Annotated in this window: 21 protein-coding genes; 11 read left to right on the forward strand and 10 right to left on the reverse strand. The window is 62.3% G+C overall.

What is annotated here, in order from left to right; translation table 11 throughout:
• Positions 1–732: 732 nt before the first annotated feature.
• The 3 genes from LDN85_RS17945 (at position 733) to LDN85_RS17955 (ending at position 2,550) form a co-directional block, all read left to right on the forward strand.
• Positions 733–903 (forward strand): hypothetical protein, encoded by a 171-nt coding sequence (locus LDN85_RS17945; protein WP_209320065.1) that lies wholly within the window; start codon positions 733–735, stop codon positions 901–903.
• Between the two features lie 305 nt (positions 904–1,208).
• A complete protein-coding gene (locus tag LDN85_RS17950) occupies positions 1,209–2,366 on the forward strand; it encodes a glycosyltransferase family 2 protein (protein WP_223943718.1) in 1,158 nt (385 codons plus the stop codon).
• Between the two features lie 7 nt (positions 2,367–2,373).
• Positions 2,374–2,550, forward strand: coding sequence for a hypothetical protein (locus LDN85_RS17955; protein WP_172325873.1), 177 nt, complete (start codon positions 2,374–2,376; stop codon positions 2,548–2,550).
• Between the two features lie 86 nt (positions 2,551–2,636).
• Here LDN85_RS17955 and LDN85_RS17960 read toward each other — a convergent pair whose 3' ends face one another.
• Positions 2,637–3,956, reverse strand: coding sequence for a hypothetical protein (locus LDN85_RS17960; protein ID WP_223943719.1), 1,320 nt, complete (start codon positions 3,954–3,956; stop codon positions 2,637–2,639).
• Positions 3,957–4,255: 299 nt separating this feature from the next.
• On the opposite strand from LDN85_RS17960, the gene LDN85_RS17965 reads away from it, so the two are divergent.
• Complete coding sequence (locus LDN85_RS17965) at positions 4,256–4,735, forward strand: NUDIX domain-containing protein (RefSeq protein WP_026541970.1); 480 nt, start codon at positions 4,256–4,258, stop codon at positions 4,733–4,735.
• Here LDN85_RS17965 and LDN85_RS17970 read toward each other — a convergent pair.
• Positions 4,730–5,509, reverse strand: a complete 780-nt coding sequence (locus tag LDN85_RS17970; protein WP_026546940.1) for an SDR family NAD(P)-dependent oxidoreductase — start codon at positions 5,507–5,509, stop codon at positions 4,730–4,732. The two genes, LDN85_RS17965 and LDN85_RS17970, sit on opposite strands and share 6 nt — an antisense overlap.
• Positions 5,510–5,589: 80 nt before the next feature.
• Between LDN85_RS17970 and LDN85_RS17975 the strand changes: the two genes are divergently transcribed.
• On the forward strand, positions 5,590–6,189 hold the full coding sequence (locus tag LDN85_RS17975; protein ID WP_223943720.1) for a TetR/AcrR family transcriptional regulator; helix-turn-helix transcriptional regulator: 600 nt from the start codon (positions 5,590–5,592) through the stop codon (positions 6,187–6,189).
• Here the strand turns inward: LDN85_RS17975 and LDN85_RS17980 are convergent.
• The 3 genes from LDN85_RS17980 to LDN85_RS17990 are packed head-to-tail and all read right to left on the reverse strand — an operon-like array spanning position 6,186 to position 7,646.
• The gene (locus tag LDN85_RS17980) at positions 6,186–6,965 is read right to left on the reverse strand and encodes an alpha/beta hydrolase (RefSeq protein WP_223943721.1); all 780 of its coding nucleotides are present in this window, start codon (positions 6,963–6,965) and stop codon (positions 6,186–6,188) included. The genes LDN85_RS17975 and LDN85_RS17980 overlap by 4 nt on opposite strands.
• Positions 6,966–7,020: 55 nt before the next feature.
• Positions 7,021–7,212: a helix-turn-helix transcriptional regulator gene (locus LDN85_RS17985; RefSeq protein ID WP_026541974.1), complete on the reverse strand. Its 192-nt coding sequence runs from the start codon at positions 7,210–7,212 to the stop codon at positions 7,021–7,023.
• Positions 7,209–7,646 (reverse strand): hypothetical protein, encoded by a 438-nt coding sequence (locus LDN85_RS17990; RefSeq protein ID WP_223943722.1) that lies wholly within the window; start codon positions 7,644–7,646, stop codon positions 7,209–7,211. Before LDN85_RS17990 ends, LDN85_RS17985 begins: the two co-directional genes overlap by 4 nt.
• Positions 7,647–7,722: 76 nt before the next feature.
• Between LDN85_RS17990 and LDN85_RS17995 the strand changes: the two genes are divergently transcribed.
• Positions 7,723–8,295 carry an MOSC domain-containing protein gene (locus LDN85_RS17995; protein WP_223943723.1) on the forward strand — a complete coding sequence of 191 codons (573 nt, stop codon included), beginning with the start codon at positions 7,723–7,725 and terminating at the stop codon, positions 8,293–8,295.
• Between the two features lie 61 nt (positions 8,296–8,356).
• Positions 8,357–9,067: a hypothetical protein gene (locus LDN85_RS18000; RefSeq protein WP_223943724.1), complete on the forward strand. Its 711-nt coding sequence runs from the start codon at positions 8,357–8,359 to the stop codon at positions 9,065–9,067.
• A gap of 82 nt (positions 9,068–9,149) precedes the next feature.
• Here LDN85_RS18000 and LDN85_RS18005 read toward each other — a convergent pair whose 3' ends face one another.
• Genes LDN85_RS18005 through LDN85_RS18015 form a run of 3 tightly spaced genes read right to left on the reverse strand, consistent with a single transcriptional unit; the run spans position 9,150 to position 14,315 of the window.
• On the reverse strand, positions 9,150–10,610 hold the full coding sequence (locus LDN85_RS18005; protein WP_223943725.1) for an HD domain-containing protein: 1,461 nt from the start codon (positions 10,608–10,610) through the stop codon (positions 9,150–9,152).
• 4 nt (positions 10,611–10,614) lie between these two features.
• A complete protein-coding gene (locus tag LDN85_RS18010) occupies positions 10,615–12,585 on the reverse strand; it encodes an ABC transporter ATP-binding protein (protein WP_275966388.1) in 1,971 nt (656 codons plus the stop codon).
• Positions 12,582–14,315: an ABC transporter ATP-binding protein gene (locus LDN85_RS18015; RefSeq protein WP_026546950.1), complete on the reverse strand. Its 1,734-nt coding sequence runs from the start codon at positions 14,313–14,315 to the stop codon at positions 12,582–12,584. The genes LDN85_RS18010 and LDN85_RS18015 overlap by 4 nt, the downstream gene beginning before the upstream one ends.
• Positions 14,316–14,471: 156 nt before the next feature.
• On the opposite strand from LDN85_RS18015, the gene LDN85_RS18020 reads away from it, so the two are divergent.
• Entirely contained in the window at positions 14,472–14,954 is a 483-nt protein-coding gene (locus LDN85_RS18020; protein WP_091552091.1) for a PASTA domain-containing protein, read from the forward strand.
• Between the two features lie 106 nt (positions 14,955–15,060).
• Entirely contained in the window at positions 15,061–16,059 is a 999-nt protein-coding gene (locus tag LDN85_RS18025) for an aldo/keto reductase (RefSeq protein ID WP_091552093.1), read from the forward strand.
• 6 nt (positions 16,060–16,065) lie between these two features.
• Here the strand turns inward: LDN85_RS18025 and LDN85_RS18030 are convergent, their stop codons facing one another.
• Positions 16,066–16,734 carry an NAD(P)H-dependent oxidoreductase gene (locus LDN85_RS18030; protein ID WP_223943726.1) on the reverse strand — a complete coding sequence of 223 codons (669 nt, stop codon included), beginning with the start codon at positions 16,732–16,734 and terminating at the stop codon, positions 16,066–16,068.
• Positions 16,735–16,857: 123 nt separating this feature from the next.
• Here LDN85_RS18030 and LDN85_RS18035 point away from each other — a divergent pair, with 123 nt between their 5' ends.
• Together LDN85_RS18035 and LDN85_RS18040 are read left to right on the forward strand one after the other, a co-directional pair.
• A complete protein-coding gene (locus LDN85_RS18035) occupies positions 16,858–17,274 on the forward strand; it encodes a helix-turn-helix domain-containing protein (protein ID WP_223943727.1) in 417 nt (138 codons plus the stop codon).
• A 53-nt stretch (positions 17,275–17,327) separates the two neighbouring features.
• Positions 17,328–18,164 (forward strand): alpha/beta hydrolase, encoded by an 837-nt coding sequence (locus tag LDN85_RS18040; RefSeq protein ID WP_223943728.1) that lies wholly within the window; start codon positions 17,328–17,330, stop codon positions 18,162–18,164.
• Here LDN85_RS18040 and LDN85_RS18045 read toward each other — a convergent pair.
• Positions 18,154–19,686, reverse strand: a complete 1,533-nt coding sequence (locus LDN85_RS18045; protein ID WP_223943729.1) for a CYTH and CHAD domain-containing protein — start codon at positions 19,684–19,686, stop codon at positions 18,154–18,156. The two genes, LDN85_RS18040 and LDN85_RS18045, sit on opposite strands and share 11 nt — an antisense overlap.
• Between the last annotated feature and the right edge of the window lie 48 nt (positions 19,687–19,734).

The raw sequence follows: 19,734 nt of genomic DNA on the forward strand, positions 1-19,734 counted from the left end.
AATCACATCCCCTAGGTTCGAACCCCAACGCCCAATCACATCCCCTAGGTTCAAACCCCACCCCCAATCACATCCCCTAGGTTCAAACCCCACCCCCAATCACATCCCCAGGTTCAAACCCAACCCCCAATCACATCCCCAGGTTCAAACCCAACCCCCAATCACATCCCCAGGTTCAAACCCAACCCCCAATCACATCCCCCAGGTTCCAACCCAACCCCCAATCACATCCCCCAGGTTCCAACCCAACCCCGGGGATGTGGAAGAGCGTTTGGCTCAGGCCCGGGGGATGTGGAAGAGCGTTTGGCTCAGGCCCGGGGGATGTGGAAGAGCCTTAGGCCCAGGCCCGGGGGATGTGGAAGAGCCTTAGGCCCAGGCCCGGGGGATATGGAAGAGCGTTCGGCCCAAACATGGGGGACGTGAGAGAGCGTTGGCCGCAAACAAGGGGGACGTGAGAGAGGATCAGGAAGCGGCAGGCCGGTTGCCGACGCACAGCGCGCCGAGGTGGACCGCCGGCGGGAAGTCAGCGTCAGCACGGGTTACACAGCGTAACCAGCAACGTGTAATCGGTCACACTTGGCTGGATTCGCTTGTCAACCATGGTGGGCAGCATGAACCATGAATGAGGGAATTCGTTCCCATACAAGCTGAATCAGCAATCCTCACCGACGAGGATGCGGCCCCGGGCGAAGAGGCTTGGGGCTGTTAACGGCCTGAGTGAAAGTACTGACAATGACGACACATACTGACTCCATCACGCTGAAGATCTGGGACAAGTCGGCCATCGACCACACCATCGACGCCGCCATCCAGTCCCTCTCACACCGTGCAGCTGCAGAAAACTGCGGAATCGAAGTGACCCTCAGCGGACCGAAGACCTTCACCGTGAGCTTGAGCCGCTAAGCAGCTCACACGCAACGCAAGAGGACGACGCCGGAACTTACCGGCGTCGTCCTCTTGCGTTAAAGGCTGCTGCCTTGAGGCATTGGCCACCGCCTTCCCCGGGATGTGAGGCAGGTTGGTCGGACAAAGAGCCACATCGCTGCGCGAAATTGGGCATTAGTACCCCTTTGGAGCCGTTCGTGACGGCATTCCTCAAGTCCTGAGCAAAACTTGATATTTCCTTGACGCTTTCCCTGTGCGGATCTTGCGTTGGCGTTGGAACTCTAAGTGAGTCAACGCTTCAACGCACGAACGGAGGGATCACAATGCTCGCGGAAATCACGGAAGTCAGGGAACTCGCTGAACAAACGTCCGGCACAGACTCACTGGCAACGGCCACCGCACCCCGCGGCTCCCGCCGTGCAGCCGGAGGCGTAGTCACCGTTCTGGTTCCTGCCCACAACGAATCCGCCGGCATCACCGAGACCCTCACCTCGTTGAACAACCAGACCCGCCGCCCGGACCGCATCATCGTGGTGGCGGACAACTGCACCGACGACACCGAGACTCTCGCGCTTGCCCAGGGCGTCGAGGTCATGCGGACTGTTGGCAACAAGGACAAGAAGGCCGGAGCCCTGAACTTCGCCCTCAGTGAGCTGCTTCCCTACGCCGACCCCGAGGACTTGTTCCTGGTGCAGGATGCGGACTCACAACTGGCCCTCGATTTCATCGAGAATGCCACCAAGAACCTGTTGACCGACGAACTCCTCGGCGCAGTGGGCGGAGTATTCAGCGGCGGTCCCGGTGGTGGTTTCGTGGGTCACCTGCAGCGCAACGAATACGCCCGCTACGCCCGCGACGTCAAGCGCCTCCACGGAAAGTGCCTGGTAGTTACCGGCACAGCGGCCCTGTTCAGGGTCAAGACACTCCGTGACGTGGTTTCAGCCCGACTGGAGGGCACGCTTCCTCCCGGCAACGGCAAGGGCGGCGTTTACGATACCTCGGTGCTGACTGAGGACAACGAGCTCTCCTTTGCACTGTTGACCCTCGGCTACCGGATCGCTTCACCCTCGAACTGCACGCTGGTCACAGAGGTCATGCCCACCTGGCGTGAACTGTGGGCACAGCGGCTTCGCTGGAAGCGCGGTGCAGTCGAGAACTGCGTCCAGTACGGGTGGACCAAAATCACCAGGCCCTACTGGGGACGACAGTTCCTGTCCATGATCGGCGTCGTGGTGACGCTGGCCTACTTCGGCTCCATCATCTTCGCTTTGACCACCGGAATGGGCCTGAACCTGCACCCCTTCTGGATAGCTGTTACTGCAATCTTCGTCCTGGAGCGCATAGTAACCCTGCGCTTCCGGGGTTGGAGGTACATGTTGCTGGCCGCAACCATGTACGAAACCGTCATCGATATCTTCCTCCAGGCTGTTCACGCCAAGGCGTACCTGGATGCAGCACTCAACAGAAAGAAAGTTTGGTAAACGACTCATGTACAACAACCCAGCAGCCCCCCTCGCAGGAGCCACCGCAGCCGGTATGGGCTCAGGAGCCCTCGCAATGACCGGAGCAGGAGACCTCTTCTGGTTCGCACTGGCTGCCTTCGCCATGCTGGCACTCGGCCTCGCCGTCAAGAGGATCGTCCCCGTCAGGGCGCAGAAGAACTAACCAGGCCTGGCAGTCCCGCAGTTGTGTCGCAAACCCCCCAGCGCGACACAACTGCGGGTTTGTCATTTAAGCGGCAAGCCCATGTGTCAGGTGACAGGGACAGAGATGGCCGAGAACTTGGCCACCGTGGTGTAACCGGCCTTGGTGCCGGTAACCCTGACCCTCATGGTGTCCGCTTGGTCAGCGCCCACCAGGGTGTAGGTCTTTGCCGTGGCTCCGGTAATCGCAACACCGGAGCGGTACCACTGATACGCCAGGGTGGTTCCGGACGTCCACGTCCCGGGGTTGGCCGTCAATGTGGAACCGACGCTCAACGTTCCAGTGATAGTGGGTGTAGGTGCCACCAAGGTACCCGGGACCACTGCGGCCGTTTGGGCTGATTCCTTGGTGGTGGTTGCATAACCGGTTTTGGTTCCCGTCACCCTTACCGTCAGGGTGGTGCCTTGGTCCGCTGCTGCGAGCACCCTTGTTGCAGCGGTGGCGCCGGCGATCGCAACACCGTTCCGGTACCACTGGTACGTCAAGGCGGTTCCGGTGGTCCAGGTTCCGGGGTTTGCGGTCAGGGTTGAACCTACAGCTGCTGTTCCAGTCACTGTTGGAACGGGAGCGGTCAGCGGAATCCCCGGGACGAACGAGAAATCACGGATGGTCACGGTTTCGGGAGCTACATGCGCCGGATCTCCGCCGCCGCCACCGGTAACCCAGAGGTTGAAGTGGATCTGTTCATTGGCCGGAAGCGGAACAGTGGAACCTTGCAGGATTGTCCTCTTCAACAGGGTTCCGCCGTAGCCCTCCCCCGCGAAGGTCTCAAACGTCAGCTTGCCCGGTTCCCAGACCATTCTGTGCGTAAGGATCGGAGCGTTCGTGACATCGAAGTTGATGGTGTTATTGCCCTGGCCCGGAGGCTTGGTGGCGTCGAACCAATATCCGTGGCCCTGCGTGACCGGCCAGTCTTCGCCATAGGCAGCCCCACCACCCCACGCCGACGCTTCACACAGATCGATCTCCGTGTAGCCCGGTTCCGCTGCGGGATCATAGGTGAAGAGGCAGCCCCACACTACTTCCTTCTGCAACGCACTGACATCCTTCTCCACCGTGGTGCTGTACGTGCCGTAGCCGAAGCCTTCACGGGTGGACTGGAATTCTGCGCCCTTCGGAGCAGAACCAGTGGGGTTGCTGATGGAAAGTTTCACATACCCGTTGGCGTCAGGATTGCTGACGTTGTTGGCGTCCCAGCTGGCGTTGTACATGGGCCCGCCGCCCCAAAAACGCTTTTGCCAGTTGAAGCCCTTCCACGCGAAACTGCCCACAGGTCCAGGATCCTCGGCCATGGGCGTGGTATCCGCGGCGTGTGAGGGGTTGATGCCCGTGAACAGTGATAAACCAACCGCCATGACGGCGGCCATTCCCATTATTTTTCTTCCCCCGGTTGGAAGGAGACTCATTGACGATGCCATAGCTGTGTCCTCCAGTTGATGCGCCCAGAAACGTCTCCGGCAATTGCCGGAGACCGCAGTCACGTTCCACCCCCGAGGAACGTGCAACTCCTCGATTATCGAGTAGCCGGGACGCTGCTGGAAGCGAAATAGGCATTGAATATGACTGTTTCAACATCAATTGGATAACGGTCGATAGTTGCGCAGTACTCTGGACAGATCCGTCCCCGCCAGGAAAACCCCTGATCAGCACGTCATCCAGGAAAAACATGACCATCCGAAGTGCCGGCATCCTCCTCCACCGAACCTCGAACAGCGGCGAATTGCAGCTATGGATCGCCCACATGGGCGGCCCTTTCTGGGCGCGCAAAGACCAACATGCATGGTCCATCCCCAAGGGTGAATTTCTTGACGATGAAGACCCATTGGTTGCCGCCAAACGCGAATTTGCCGAAGAGATAGGTTCTGCTGCGCCTGCTGCCAGCTACGAATTGTTGGGGGTTTTCCGGCAGCCCTCAGGGAAGCTCATCACTGCTTACGCAGCCGAAGCGACTGACTTCCAGCCGGAGCAGATCATCAGCAACACCTTTCCCATGGAGTGGCCCAAGGGCTCAGGTGTCATCAAGGACTTCCCGGAAATCGACGATGCCCGCTGGTTTGAAGAGGCCGAGGCCCGGACCAAACTCGTCAAGGGGCAACTCCCCATTGTGGACGCACTGGTCCGGCACCTTGGCGGGGAATCCCTATAGAGCCGACCACCCGCCGTCGGACGCCAAAATGGCGCCGTTGACGTTGGTGCCGTCGTCACTGAGCAGGAAAGTGATGGACGCGGCCAGTTGCGCAGCCGACGCTGGAGTGGGAACCGTGGCTTGCATCAACGGGCCAAGGCGTTCCGCAGCCAGCTGCGAGCCCCAGTTGGCAACGATGTTGGTGATGGTGGGACCGGGAGCTACTGCGTTAAACCGCAGACCTTTGGGTCCGTACATCACGGCCGAGTTCTTGGTGAGGCCCACTACCGCATGCTTGGATGCCGTGTAGGCAGCACCGGCTGCTGAACCACGCAGGCCTGCCTCGGACGCCACGTTCACCACTGATCCGGTCCCGGCGTCGAGCATGAGCGGCACCACGGCGCGCGTCAGTCGCATGAGCGAGGTGACGTTGATGCGGAAGACCCGTTCCCAGAGCTCGTCATCCACCTCATGGATGGGCGCAAAGTTGTCCATGATGCCGGCAACGTTGGCCAAGGCATCCACCCGTCCACCGGCGGCCGCCACGACTGCGGCTACGGTCTCCTCCGTGGAGATGTCCCCGGCGACGGGCACCAGTTCAAGTCCTGCGTTTTCCTCCACCAGGGCATCCAGCCGGTCCTTGCTGATATCCGCCGCAATCACCCTGCCGCCTTCCTTGGCGATGCGCAAAGCGGTGGCCTGGCCGATTCCCGAGGCCGCGCCCGTGACGATGATGGTCTTGCCGGCAAAACGGCCGGAGGTAGTGGCCTCCTGCCATGAAGCGTCGTTGCCCATGATGTCCTTCCAATAATTTCCGGGTGATGAAGCCAGCTTATGACACTCTGTGTCATTATGTAAGAGTGAATACTGGAGGGATGACTTCGGAAGATGCCAAGACCCTGCGTGCCAGTGGTCGCCCCGTCACCATCGACCCCGACGCCGTAGCCGGGCTCGCTTTGGAGCTGTTCGCCGAACACGGGTACCAGAACACGTCCATGGAAGACATCGCCCGGGCAGCCGGGATCGGGCGCAAGAGCCTCTACCGCTACTTCGCCAGCAAGGCGGACCTGGTGTGGGGTGGCACCGAGCCTGTAGTCGAAGCGTCAACCCTCGCCTTCGGTTCTTTCCACAGGCAGGAAAAGTCCGACGGCGATGTGCTGACCGGGTTGCGCGAAGCAGCTGTTGCCGGGGTCGCCGTCATCCCCGACCTATCCGTGACCCGGGGACGGCTCCGGCTGATTGCCGAGCACGCGGAGCTGACCAGCCGCAGCTACGAGTCCCTGGCACCACAGCGGGAGAGGGCCCTGGCATTCCTGGTCGACAACGGCCTGTCCGATTCCGCGGCCCGCTTCCTGAGTGCCGCCTACTTGGCCGCGACCTTCGAGGCATGGATGCAGTGGGCCGCCGGCTCCGATCCTGACCCGGTCCCGTACCTGATGGCGGCGCTCGAAGTATTGAGGGTTCCCCCGCGCTAGCTGCTCTTCCTGTCGGTGAATTGCCGGATCCACTCCACCGTCTCAGGATGGTCCAAGTGCAGGCCGTGACCCGCTCCAGGCACACGCACCAGCACTGAGCCACGGATGTGCTCGCGCAACAGGAGTGCATTGGGCAAAGGCGCCAGAGCATCTTCGGTGCCATGCAGGATCATCGTCGGCGCTTGGACCGATCCGAGGTCACGCCAGGCATCGTGTTCCCGGCTGGCTTTGAAATGACGCGCTTTGGCCCAGGCCGAGGCTGGCGAGTTGAAGAAGGTATGTGTCGCCACGGGATTGGCACCCACCCATTCGGCATCGAAGAAGAGCGGCTCAAGCCGTGACATGTCGCCGCTGACCAGGGCTTCCAAAGCTGCCTTGTCCGGTTGCGTTCCGGCATCCGGCCATTTCCCGCCACTCGTTGCGGCGAGGATCAGGGTACGGACCTTCCGGGGGTAATCCACGGCCAGCCACTGGGCAACCCGCCCACCCATGGAATGGCCGTACACGTGTGCTGAATCGGCTCCGGCGGCATCAAGGACTGCGGCGGCGTCCTCGGCGAAGAGCCGCGTGGTGTACCGGTCCGCTTCGCCCTTCCCACTCCGCCCAATCCCCCGGTGATCAAAGCGGATGACGCGGTAATGGCGGGACAAAAGCTCCGCCGTCGGGCCCCAACCGTCCATTGATGTCGCCTGTCCGGCGATGAGCAGCATTGGTTCGCCCTCGCCTTCGGAAGTCCAGGCGAGTTCAGCGCCGTCGGGGGCCTGCGCAAAGTTCACCGTGCCACAGTATCCGGGAGGCCTTCAAAGCGCTGCGGCGTGGGACACAAGGACCTTACTCCGCTGTGAAAATGTCCTCGATGGCACAGTCGAACGTCCGGGCAATGAGGAAGGCCAGAGGCAGCGAGGGGTCGAATTTCTCTTTCTCAATGGAGATGACAGTCTGCCGGGAAACCCCGAGTGCCGCCGCCAGGTCAGCCTGTGTCCAGCGGCGTTCAGCTCGACGCCCGGCGAGGTTGTTCTTCACTTCAGCGCGCGGTGGCGAATGGCCACGTATCGCAGCCCGGCGTCAACCGCGCTCAGCCCAACAAGACCGAGCAACACCGGGAGTGCTTCGATCTGAAACCGACCAACCGTCAGCACCAGGGCAACAACGATGGTGGCGACCAGGACATCCAGGAACGCCCCAGCTCCCGCTTGTCTCATCCACTGCAACTCCACGCTCTGCTCACCATGCGGGTCGCGGGTGACGGTGTGGCGCGAAATGAAGAGCTTGGCACCGAGGGATATCGCGGGGTAGGCGGCACAAAGGGCTCCGATCGCTGCAGCAGGCCAGAAGTCAGCCGGGTTTGATGCTCCGACCAAAAGCGCGACGGCCAAGGTCAGTATGGCCGCGAGGGTGGCGGCCAGGACGTAATGATGAAATGGCGCACGCTTCGATGTAAAGGAAACTTTACTCATGCTTGAAGTAAAGCACCCTTTACACAGAGGGGCAATCCTTGGTGCATACTTCCCACGCTGGAGCTAGCGTTGAGGGATGACCACCGAGTACAGGTACGACGTCGAGGTGCTGCACCTTTTGGTGTCGCCGGCCCACGCCTACTTTGGCCGCGCCAGGGAAGGCGCCGCCAATGTTCCCACCACCGATGCCGGGCAGGCAGAACTGGTGGCCGGCAAAGGAATTGTTGGCGACAGGTTCTTTGGGAAAGCCGCGCACATGGATGCCGCCGTGACCCTCTTTGCCGTGGAGGCACTGGAAGCGATCGCCGCCGAACTTGGGGCCGGGCCTTTCGATCCCCTGCTGACACGGAGGAACGTGGTTCTCCGCGGAGTTGAGCTTGCTCCTTTGCTCGGTCACGAGTTCACGATCGAATCCGGCGGACATGCCGTGCAACTCAAGGCCGGGCGGCCTGCACACCCCTGCGCCTGGATGGATGAAATGCTTGCCCCGGGAGCCCACAAGTCTATGCGTGGGCGTGGCGGTGTCCGTTGCCAGGTCATTGCAGGTGGGCTGCTGCGCCGGGGACCGGCGGTACTGGTCAGCCCCGTTGCCCTGGATCCGGGCAAAGCAGGCGAGGCAAACGTGCTGAGGCCGTCGCGATTGCCGTGATCACCGTCCGCAAATCATAAGGGACCTGTCTTTCAGGGCTGCGCGCGCATAAGGTAAATGCGTGAAGAGATTGAGCAAGAACGCCCAGGCCTTCGCAGGGTCTGCTTTCGCTGCACTATTCCGGGCCATCAAAGTAGTTCGTCCCAACAGGCCCAACCACCCCGAAGGGGTCCATCTTGTGGGGACCCTGGAGAGGGACGGACTTCCGCTCCGGGCATCGGGAATCCCGTGGATGGACATGGCCGGAAGCAACCGGGTGGAGGCACGAATTTCACGTTCGCTGGGAATGCCGGGGTCTTTCCCGGACATCATCGGCCTGGCTGTCCGCTTCACCGAGCAGGACAAACGGTCCGACCTGCTCCTCGCGAGCACGGGAGCCACGGGACTTGGCCGCTTTATCCTCAGGCTCCGACGGGATGCCGCATCAGCAATCTTCACCACGATGATGCCCTACAAATCGGAGGCGGGTCCTGTCCTGATAGCGGCAAGGACAATCGAAGGACCGCCACAGCTGCCGGCCGAACCACGCGCATTCCGCTCGCATCTTGGCCAACATCCCTGGATCCTCGAACTCCATCATGCAAGCCCGTTGGGACCGTGGACCAGGTTTGGAACGTTGACTCTCACCCTGGCTGATATCCACGGCAATGACACTGCCGAAAGATTTGATCCGGTCCTGAACCCGCTTCCAACAGCCGGGACCTACGGCTGGACCAAGCGACTCCGTGAACCTTCCTACGCCGTGGCCCGACGCCGCGTCCAGGACCGTTAGCTTCCTGACCCTCTTTGCCGCCTCAGGACCGGCTATTCAACCCTCCCAGGTTGGAAACCAGCGGTCTGACCGGCAAACAAGGTCAGGGAGCCACACCTTTTGCTTGGGTCTTCTCCCCCGCAGCCTCGAATTCGTCCAGCCGCCGCCTTGCCTCCGCCACAACCGGATCCCGGTTGGTATGAAGCCAAGCCGCCGCGCCTTCCTCGTCGCCGAACAACCCGTCGTCTTGAGCGTCGCGGCTCTGCTCAATCACGAACCGCCAAAGCCGTCCACGCGGGATCCCGGCCTCGGCCAAGGCAGCCCCCTTCAACAGAGTGGTCCCTGCAACAGGATCCTTGCCCAGCCGCTCAGCTTTTGCCAGCCAAGTGGGCAGATGGTTGACGCCCTGACGTGCACCCACCCCACGGCCTGCTTTGTCGGCTTCCACCAGGCGCGCCCAGTCCTTGATGGACGGACCACCGTTGGGTTGGTTCAGGCGCCGTACCAGCCTCCGGACCGCCGAATCACTGATGACACCTTGGGGACCTTCAGGAGTGTGGCACATGTGCTCCCGGATAAGCGGCAGGATCTTGTCCTCGTATCGGCCAGGCGCTCCGATCCGGCGCAGGAAACTCCGGGCGGGCTCAACCCCTGTGACGTTGTGTCCGTTGGAAGTGATCCGGCCGTTCGAATCGATGGTGGTAGAGACAGCCTTGCCGAAGTCATGGGTGATGGCGGCCAGTACCAAGGCTGCGGTTTCATCGGCGCCCAGATTGTCGCGCCGGGCGATCCGGGCTGCTTGGTCGCCGGCTAAACCGAGGTGGATGTTCACATCGCCTTCCGGATGCCATTCGGGGTCTTGCGGAACGCCCCGGGTGGCAGCCAGCTCTGGGAAGTGACCTTCCCACCCCGACATGAAAAGCGTCTCCAGCGCCTCAGAGATATAGACGCCTTTCGAGGCCAGCTTGTAAAACTCCCCCCAAATCCGAGCCCTCGGCAGATCCGGGAAGGCTGGAGAGAGGCTGCGGCAAAACTCCGCTGTCTCCGGAACCAGTCGGAACCCAAAACGGCCACTGAACTGCATGGCCCGGAGAACTCTCAGCGGATCATCGCTAAAAGCCGGGCTTGTGTGGCGAAGGATTCCCGCTGCCAGGTCGATCTGTCCCCCGAACGGGTCCACAACGGTCCCGCTCAGGTCGTCCCAGCCCATCGCGTTGATGGTGAAGTCCCGCCGGGCGAAGGCTTCGGCCTCGGACTCCTGGCGAGGCAGCGAAACATCGAAAACCTGGCCGCCCACTGTCGCAGAGACAATCCCGAACTGCTGCCCCACTTCCATGACGTACCCAGGCAACGCTGCGGACACCTGTGCAGTGGTCAACCCATAGACCTCAATGTCGATGTCCTTCGAATCCACCAGCACACCGCGGGCACGGGAGAGCAACGCGTCCCGGACGGAGCCTCCAACAACGAGGGGGCGGCCGCCTGCAGCCCGCAGGCCGTCAAGTACCTGCCGGGCTTCCGGGGTGAGCTGAATCAGATCGGGAATGATGGTGATGGTCGTCAAGCCCTCAAACCTCAGCCACCGGCGCCGCAAACTGCGCCTCGTAGAGCCGTGAGTAGGCCCCACCCGTGGCAAGCAGCTCCGAGTGCGTCCCCTGCTCCACGATCTGCCCGGCTTCCATGACCAGGATGAGGTCGGCGTCCCGGATGGTGGAGAGCCGGTGGGCGATCACAAAGCTGGTCCGGTCCGAGCGCAGGGCGTTCATGGCCTTCTGAACCAGGACCTCGGTGCGGGTGTCCACGGAACTTGTGGCTTCGTCCAGGATCAGTACCGAGGGCCGGGACAGGAAGGCCCTGGCAATGGTGAGCAGCTGCTTCTCACCGGCGGAAACGTTGCCGCCTTCGTCGTCCAAAAGGGTGTCGTACCCCTCGGGCAGCGACTTCACGAACCGGTCCACATAGGTAGCCTGCGCCGCTTCAAGGATCTGGTCCTCGGAAGCAGTGGGCCGGCCGTAAGCGATGTTGTCCCGGATGGTCCCGCCGAACAGCCAGGTGTCCTGCAGGACCATGCCCATCCGCGAACGCAGTTCCTGCCGCGAGAGCGAGGCGATGTCCACGCCGTCGAGCGTTATCCGTCCTGAATCCAGTTCATAGAACCGCATCATCAGGTTCACCAGGGTGGTTTTTCCTGCACCCGTCGGTCCAACAATGGCGATGCTCTGCCCCGGTTCAGCCACCAGGCTGAGGTCGGTGATGAGCGGCTTGTCCGGTGAGTAGCGGAAGGACACGTTCTCGAACACGAGCCGCCCACGCGCCGGGCCAGTCCCCGGGACAGGAGCCGGCTCCGGGGATTCTTCGTCCTCGTCAAGCAGGTCGAAAACCCGTTCCGCCGAGGCAACACCGGATTGCAGCATGTTCGCCATGGACCCCAGCTGGGCCAGGGGCATGGTGAACTGCCGCGAGTACTGGATGAAGGCCTGGACATCGCCCAACTGCATGGAGCCGGAGGCAACCTGCAGGCCACCCACCACCGCGATCCCCACATAGACAAGGTTTCCGATGAACGTCATGGCCGGCATGATCAGGCCGCTCACGAACTGCGCCCCGAAGCTTGCCTGGTACAGCTCGCCGTTCTTCGCGCGGAACTTTTCCTGCACTTCGTTTTGCCGTCCGAAGACCTTGACCAGGGCGTGGCCTGTGTAGCTTTCCTCGATCTGGCCGTTCAGTTCGCCGGTGTTCTTCCATTGGGCAACGAACAATTTCTGGGAGCGCTTGGCTATCAGCAACGTGGTACCCAGAGTCAACGGAATCGTCACCAAGGCAATCAGTGCCAGCAGCGGCGAGAGCAGGAACATCATCACCAGCACACCAAGAACCGTCAGCAGGGAGGACACCACCTGGCTGATGGATTGCTGCAGGCTTTGGGAGATGTTGTCGACATCGTTGGTTACACGGCTCAGGAGCTCGCCGCGCTGGATGGAGTCGAAATAGCGCAGGGGCAGCCGGTGGATTTTCGCTTCGATCCGCTCCCGCAGGCGGTAGACGGTGCGCTGTACGACGCCGTTGAGCACGTAGGCCTGCATCCAGCCGAACGCTGAGGCCAGGACATACAGCGCCAGCGCCCACAGCAGCACCGAGGCGAGGGCGCCAAAGTCGATTCCGACGCCGGGTGTCAGGGTCATGGCGCCCAACATGTCGGCCTTGCTGTTCTCGCCTGAGGCGCGCAGCCCCGCGATCACCTCGGCTTTGGAAACCCCCGCGGGCAGTTGTTTGGACACGACGCCGGCGAAGATCAGGTTGGTGCCTTCGCCCAGCAGCCTGGGCCCGATCACGGACAAGGACACACTGACCACGGCGAACGCCAGCACCAGGATCAGCCAGAGACGCTCCGGCCGCAGCGTGCCCAGCAAGCGCCGGGCAGAGGCGGAGAAGTTGGAGGCTTTCTCAGCAGGGATGTTCATCCCGGCGAACGGACCACCACGGCCCGGCCCCATGGCCGGACGCTGGGGACCACGGGGGCCGGCTGCCGCGCCGCTCATGCTGCCTCCTCCGCTGCGAGCTGGGATGACACGATTTCCCTGTACGTTTCGGAAGTCTCCAGCAACTCATCGTGCGTTCCGCGCCCCACGATCCTGCCGTCGTCGAGCACTAATATCTGGTCCGCGTCGGCGATGCTGGAGACGCGCTGGGCGACGATCACCAGCGTGGCACCGTTGGTGTGGCGTTTGAGCGCCTGCCGGAGCCTGGCGTCAGTGGCGGTGTCGAGGGAGGAGAAGGAGTCGTCAAAGATGTAAAGCTCCGGCTGTTTCACGAGCGCCCGGGCAATGGCGAGCCGCTGCCTCTGGCCGCCGGAAACGTTGGTGCCGCCCTGTGAAATGACAGCGTCCAGGCCGCCTTCCATCTCTTCCACGAAATCCCGGGCCTGGGCTACGGACAGTGCCTGCCACAGTTCGTCCTCGGTGGCGTCTGGTTTGCCGTACTGGAGGTTGCTGCGGACGGTACCCGAGAAGAGGAACGGCCGCTGCGGCACCAGCCCTATGTGGCCCCACAACAGATCAGGATGCAGCTCGCGGACGTCCACGCCATCCATCCGCACGGACCCCGAGGTGGCGTCGAAGAGCCGTGGCATCAGGTTCACGAGCGTGGTTTTCCCAGCCCCCGTGCTGCCGATGATCGCAAGGGTCTGGCCGGCCAGGGCCGTGAAGGATAGGCCGCTCAGCACCGGCTGCTCGGCACCCGGGTAGGCGAATCCGACGTCGCGCATTTCCAGCTCCCCGCGGCGGATACCCCCGGTGACAGGGTTCGACGGCGGCTGGACACTGGACTCGGTCTCCAGCACCTCGCCGATCCGGTCGGCCGAGACAGACGCGCGCGGGATCATTACCGCCATGAACGTGGCCATCATGACCGACATGAGAATCTGCATGAGGTAGCTCAGGAAGGCGATCAAGGTGCCCACCTGCATGGAGCCGTCCTCGATCCTGAACGAGCCGAACCAGATCACCGCCACGGACGAAACGTTCATCACCAGCATGACCACGGGGAACATGAGCGCCATTAAACGTCCGGCCCGGAGCGCAACGTCAGTGACGTCGTCGTTCGCCTTGCCGAACCGGGCGGCCTCCATGTCCTCGCGGACGAAGGCCCGCACCACGCGGATGCCGGTGAGCTGCTCGCGCAGGACACGGTTGACGGCGTCGATCCGTACCTGCATTTTGCGGAACAGCGGCACCATCCGCGTCACGATCAGCCCGACCGCCACCAGCAGCACCGGCACGCACACCGCAATCAGCCACGATAACTGCGCATCCTGTCGCACGGCCATGATCACACCGCCGATGCTCAGCATGGGAGCTGCGACCATCAGTGTGCAGGACATGAGCACCAGTTGCTGCACCTGTTGGACGTCGTTGGTGGACCGGGTAATCAGCGACGGCGCCCCGAACCGGGTGACCTCCTGCTCGGAGAACTCCCCTACCCTGCTGAAGATCGCGTAGCGGAGGTCGCGGCCCATCCCCATGGCAGCCTTCGCGCCGAAGTAGACGGCCACCACTGCACACGCGATCTGCAGCAAGGTGATGAGCAGCATGAGTCCGCCCATGCGCAGGATGTAGTCCGTGTCCCCGGCGGCCACGCCGTTATCAATGATGTCTGCGTTCAGCGTCGGGAGATACAACGAGGCGATGGACTGCGCCAGTTGGAAGACGACGACGGCGATCAGCAACCGCTGGTGCGGCCGCAGGAAACGAACAAGTACCTTCCACAGCATGGAGACTCCGAGCCAAAGCGTAGTGAACCGAAGGCCAGTTTACGTCTGGTTGCTGCGGGCAACTAGAGGATTGCCGGTAAAGTTGCCGCTGGAAATGCACCACGTTGAGTTGGCAAACCAGGAGCCGGCCGGCGAACTATTTTGGGGGTATGGCTTATGAAGAAAACCGCAGCATTGGCGCTGGCATTGGTAATCGGCGCAGCGCTGGCAGGATGCTCCGACGGTTCGCCGGAAGCCACGCAAGCCAAGCCCTCTGAAGCCGCGACCTCCAGCCCTGCGACCAAGCACACCACGGTTCCGGACATCGCAGGGAAGCCGTTCGCCGACGCCAAGGCTGCCTTGGCAGGAGCCGGACTGACCATCTCCATCGTGGGACCTGACGGAACTCCCTGGACCACGCTCGAGCCGGGCCAGCAAGTGGCAGCCGTATCGACGGAACCATCGGCAGGCTCCGAGACCGACGCCAAGACGGTCAAACTGGTTGTGGATACGACCGAGGTGGATCAGCAAATCATGAACGATGCCATCGCGGCAGCAGACGGTGCCGTGGACTCCGCAAATACTGCCGCCTCGGAAGCAGCAGCTGCGGCTGAAGCGGCCGCAGCTGCAGCGGCAGCCGCAGCAAACTCCGGCAAGTAGCCTGCCTGACGAGACCGTTGAGGGGTAATGTCAGGGACTCCCTCGCCCCTCCGCCGGCGCTTACCGTCGAAGTAGCCCACAGCCCGAACACCATAGGAGAGCAACCATGGAAAAGCGCACACTCGGCACCGGCGGACTGGAAGTTTCCGCAATCGGCATGGGATGCATGAGCATGACCGGGGGCTACAGCGAACGGCCTGACCGCGCGGAAATGATCTCGTTGATCCGCACGGGCGTGGAGCGTGGCGTGACGTTCTTCGATACCGCCGAGATCTACGGACCCTACGCCAACGAAGAGCTCGTCGGTGAAGCCTTGGCCCCGTTCAAGGACCAGGTGGTTATCGCCACTAAGTTCGGCTGGGACATCGATTCCGCCGCACGTAAGCCAAGCGGCAAGGTCACCAGCCGGCCCGAAGTGATCAAGGAAGTAGTCGAAGGATCACTGCAACGGCTCGGGGTAGATGCGCTGGACCTCTATTACCAGCACCGCGTAGATCCGGAGGTCCCCATCGAGGATGTTGCCGGCGCGGTCAAGGACCTCGTCGACGCCGGAAAGGTCAAGCATTTCGGCATGTCGGAGGCCGCTGCGGGCACCATCCGCCGCGCCCATGCAGTCCTGCCCGTTGCCGCCGTCCAGAGCGAGTATTCGTTGTGGTGGCGGCGGCCGGAGGAAGAGGTCCTGGACGTCTGCGAAGAACTGGGCATCGGCTTTGTTCCCTTCAGTCCGCTGGGCAAGGGCTTCCTGACCGGAACCATCAACGCCTCCACCAACTTCGACTCCGGCAACGACATCCGCAGCACCATCCCCCGCTTCACCCCTGAGGCCATGCAGAACAACCAGGCCGTGGTGGACCTCCTCACCGGAATCGCTGAAAGAAAAGGCGCGACGCCGGGCCAGATCGCCTTGGCGTGGTTGCTGGCACAGAAACCGTGGATCGTGCCTATTCCAGGCACGCGGAAACTGCACCGCCTGGAAGAGAACCTGGCCGCGGCCGACGTCGAACTTTCGCGGGCGGAGCTGGACGAAATCGAGGCGGCCGCGGCAAAGATCACCGTTGAGGGTGGACGGTACAACGAGGCCGGTGAACGGATGACCAACCTTTAGCGGACATCAGCCGCGGATCAACTCGAACGTACCGAGCTTGCCCGCGAACAGGAGCGCGGCGTCGCTAAGTTCATTCTCGGCAGCACGGCGTGTGCCCTCCACGTCCACATTGAGTACCGTCGGGGCGAATCGGATGTGTGTGGCGTCCTCAATGCCCACAAAGTTCAACCAGTCGGCAAAGAAGGTGCTGCTGAAATCGGAACCGAAGGCAGCCGGAACCCCGGGAGCGAAGACGCCGCTGCTGTGGATAGCCAGGGCGGGCTTGCCTTCCATCAGTCCGGTGTAGCCCTTTTCGGGATCGAACCCGAAGCTCCAGCCTGGCTGGGTGATGATGTCAATCCACTGCTTCAGGACATAGGGCACACCGGAATTCCACATGGGGATGTTGAACACGTAGGCGTCCGCGGCGGCAAACTGGTCAAAGACCGCGCGGGCGGACTCCCAGGCTGCAATCTGATCCGGAGTCTGGTCCTGGCCCGTGAAGACTGCCATCTTCGCGGCAGCCGCGGTGTGGCCGAAAGCCGGCAACGCGCCGTCGTCGAACAGGTTCAAGGTCTCCAGTTCGAAGGTCTCCGTAGTTGCAGCCCGCAGAGAGTCAATGAAGTGGCGGGCCAGACGCAGCGAATCGCTGTTGGCATACCGGGGCGAGGCGTTGATATGGAGGATGGAGAGCATGGTTTCCTTTCAGTACAGGGGGTGTTTTGACCCCTCCTCGATCCTCACCCGGGGTTGTCACGCAGCGTAAGAGGGCACTTTTTTGTGCCCACGGCACCTCCACGTGCCTGCAATGATGAGGGCATGACACTCACAGCCGACCAGAGCCGCCGGGTAGCACAGCACCACTACAACGCTTCCTTGGAGCTCTGCCCTGCCCGCCAACTTTTGGAAGCCATCAGCAGCAAATGGGTGACTTTGGTGATGCTCGCCCTGGAGGAAGGTCCGCAACGGCACAGTGAACTTCGCCGCCATATTCCCGGAGCCAGCCAGAAGATGCTGACCTCCACCCTCCGAACGCTCGAGCGGGACGGCCTGATAACCCGTGAGGTCACTGCTTCTGTTCCGGTCCGGACTGATTATGAGCTCACTGGCCGTGGACGATCATTGCTTCCGATCATTTTCGACCTGAAGGAATGGGCCGAGGAGAACATGGATGCCGTGGCGGTGTCGAGGCAGCACCATGACCATGCCATGACAACCACCGTGCCGGTGTCGTAGCCGGACAGTAGGCTGGAAACGTTCGTGTTGAACCGCATCGAAGGGACTGGGTTTTGGCTTACATCACCGTCGGAAACGAAAACAGCACTGAGATTGAGCTTTACTACGAGGATCACGGAACAGGCCAGGCAGTGGTCTTGATTCACGGCTATCCGTTGGATGGTTCCTCGTGGGAGAAGCAGACGGCCGCACTGCTCGACGCCGGTTACCGCGTCATCACCTACGACCGCCGCGGGTTTGGGAAGTCCAGCCAACCCACCGAGGGATATGACTACGACACCTTCGCCGCGGACCTGAAGACCATCCTGGAAACTCTGGATCTGAACGATGCCGTCCTGGTGGGCTTCTCCATGGGCACAGGTGAAGTTGCCCGGTACCTCGGCACTTACGGCTCGGCCCGCGTTGCCAAAGCCGTGTTCCTGGGTTCGTTGGAGCCGTTCCTGCTGAAGACCGACGACAACCCCGACGGCGTGCCGCAGGATATCTTCGACGGCCTCGCTGAAGCTGTCACCGCAGACCGTTATGCCTTCTTCACCGACTTCTTCAAGAACTTCTACAACACGGAAACTTTCCTGGGCACGGACCGCCTCAGCCAGGAGGCCGTGGACGCCAGCTGGAACCTGGCCAGCAAGTCCGGTGCTTTCGCTTCAGTTGCAGCCCAGCCCACATGGCTCACGGACTTCCGCGCCGACATCCCCAAGATCGACGTTCCAGCCTTGATCGTCCACGGCACTGCTGACAACATCCTGCCCATCGACGCCACGGGACGGCGGTTCAAGGAGGCCCTGCCCAGCGCCGAATACCAGGAAATCGAGGGCGCGCCGCACGGCCTGCTCTGGACCCACGCCGCGGAGATTAACCAGGCACTCCTGGGGTTCCTCAAGAAGTAGGTTTCTTGAGGCGGAGCTTCAGCGCCTTCCTGCTGTGGCGGAGGTATTCGGTTTCCGTGGCGTCGGCGACGCTGCGTTCCATGGCGTGCAGCACGCCGTAGGTGAACGCAGCGCTGCCGATGCCCGGCGCTGAACCCAGGTTATGCAGCTCCGCCCGGGCCATCACGCTGTCCTGGTGATCGCCCAGGATCGACTGGAGCTTGTGCGCGGCAGCCTCCACTTTCGACGCCCGTTTGCCGTAGGTACTTTCCGCTGCCGCAGCGGCAAACCGCAGTTTCTTGGCGGCCTTCCGGACTTCGTGGAAGGCCGCGTCACGTTCAGGCCCGACGGCGGCACCCACCGCTGCGTCATGGCGTTTGCCCAGCCGTTTGGCTGCTTTGTTGACGAGCTTCGCCACGGTTTTCCGCGCTGGTTTCTCCCCAAGGGCTGTTAAGGGGGGATCGGCGATGAAAGCTTCGAGTTCGTCCAGCAGCCGGAAGTACCTGCGGCTGGTCATGTGGTTCCTGACAGCGGCCATGGCCGTGTCCGCCCTGGCAGCCATGCGTTGGTCCAATTCATCACGCAGCGGTCCCAGGACCAGTTCCTCCGGGAGTTCTTCAAGGTATTTCCTCAAGCGTGCATGCAGGACCTCTATGTCCCGGTAGTGGCCCAGGGTCTTGGCCAGCGTTTTCAGTTCGCGCTCACGTTCTTCCACCGCGGCCGGTTCAAACAGGGTCCGGTACGAGTGCAATACCGACCGGAGACGGCGGATCACTGATCGCATCTGATGAACGGAGTCGTCCTGGCCCAACCGCACATGGGCATCCTGGAAAAGAAGGTCGGCCATCTGGGTCTGCAGAAAGCTGATCACCGGAGCAACGGCGGCCTTCCCGTTGCTGTATTCCGTCCCCGCGGTCCCCTTGGCGTCCGGCCAGGAACCACCCAGGGCGGTGGCCAGCTTGGAGGTCCGTTCGCTGGGTTTCGCCCCCGCCTCTGCGAGCTGTCCGGTGAGGTTGTCCAGCATGGAATCATCGGCACCATCCTGGGCGGCCAATTCGACCTCCCACTCCCGCCACTCCATTTCCCGCGGTTCACCGACTGACACGTGGGCGTGCACGTGGTCGTCAACGAAATCGGCCAGTCGTCCGCCGTCGGACCCGTACAGGGCGTAGCTGGTGCGTTCAGTGGTGAGGGTGGCCACCGCCGCCACCGTACCTTCACGCGTATAGGCGAGTATCCGGTCCATCAGCTCGTCCGGGACGGTGTCCGCGTTACCCAATGGCGCGTGGATTTCTGTGCGCTTGCCGGGGCTGAGCGGCAGCTTAAGGTGCCAGCCGGCGTCGTGTCCTCCGGTGCGCCGGCGCAGGGAGATGCCGCGCGCAGCCAGGGCAAGGTGGCGGGTATCGAAGTAGATCGCTTCCAGGGTGTGGGTTTCCGGTGCCCCTACGGACGCTACGCCGTCGATGGTGTCGAGTGCAGGCAGCGGGGTGGATGCCTCGGCGTCGAATTTGCGCTCTGCTTCCACTGTGCTGGACGTTGCCATGGCTGTCGGGACTCCCTTCCGGGTAAGCCGGAGGGCCGGCCCGTGATG

It is taken from the genome of Arthrobacter sp. StoSoilB20 (assembly GCF_019977295.1).
GTDB lineage: Bacteria > Actinomycetota > Actinomycetes > Actinomycetales > Micrococcaceae > Arthrobacter > Arthrobacter nicotinovorans_A.

Bases quoted from the DNA above. Each gene is read 5' to 3' on its own strand.
- LDN85_RS17945 (WP_209320065.1), top strand. From the start codon at position 733: ATGACGACACATACTGACTCCATCACGCTGAAGATCTGGGACAAGTCG.
- LDN85_RS17950 (WP_223943718.1), top strand. From the start codon at position 1,209: ATGCTCGCGGAAATCACGGAAGTCAGGGAACTCGCTGAACAAACGTCC.
- LDN85_RS17955 (WP_172325873.1), top strand. From the start codon at position 2,374: ATGTACAACAACCCAGCAGCCCCCCTCGCAGGAGCCACCGCAGCCGGT.
- LDN85_RS17960 (WP_223943719.1), bottom strand. From the start codon at position 3,956: ATGGCCGCCGTCATGGCGGTTGGTTTATCACTGTTCACGGGCATCAAC.
- LDN85_RS17965 (WP_026541970.1), top strand. From the start codon at position 4,256: ATGACCATCCGAAGTGCCGGCATCCTCCTCCACCGAACCTCGAACAGC.
- LDN85_RS17970 (WP_026546940.1), bottom strand. From the start codon at position 5,509: ATGGGCAACGACGCTTCATGGCAGGAGGCCACTACCTCCGGCCGTTTT.
- LDN85_RS17975 (WP_223943720.1), top strand. From the start codon at position 5,590: ATGACTTCGGAAGATGCCAAGACCCTGCGTGCCAGTGGTCGCCCCGTC.
- LDN85_RS17990 (WP_223943722.1), bottom strand. From the start codon at position 7,646: ATGAGTAAAGTTTCCTTTACATCGAAGCGTGCGCCATTTCATCATTAC.
- LDN85_RS17995 (WP_223943723.1), top strand. From the start codon at position 7,723: ATGACCACCGAGTACAGGTACGACGTCGAGGTGCTGCACCTTTTGGTG.
- LDN85_RS18010 (WP_275966388.1), bottom strand. From the start codon at position 12,585: ATGAGCGGCGCGGCAGCCGGCCCCCGTGGTCCCCAGCGTCCGGCCATG.
- LDN85_RS18015 (WP_026546950.1), bottom strand. From the start codon at position 14,315: ATGCTGTGGAAGGTACTTGTTCGTTTCCTGCGGCCGCACCAGCGGTTG.
- LDN85_RS18020 (WP_091552091.1), top strand. From the start codon at position 14,472: ATGAAGAAAACCGCAGCATTGGCGCTGGCATTGGTAATCGGCGCAGCG.
- LDN85_RS18025 (WP_091552093.1), top strand. From the start codon at position 15,061: ATGGAAAAGCGCACACTCGGCACCGGCGGACTGGAAGTTTCCGCAATC.
- LDN85_RS18030 (WP_223943726.1), bottom strand. From the start codon at position 16,734: ATGCTCTCCATCCTCCATATCAACGCCTCGCCCCGGTATGCCAACAGC.
- LDN85_RS18035 (WP_223943727.1), top strand. From the start codon at position 16,858: ATGACACTCACAGCCGACCAGAGCCGCCGGGTAGCACAGCACCACTAC.
- LDN85_RS18045 (WP_223943729.1), bottom strand. From the start codon at position 19,686: ATGGCAACGTCCAGCACAGTGGAAGCAGAGCGCAAATTCGACGCCGAG.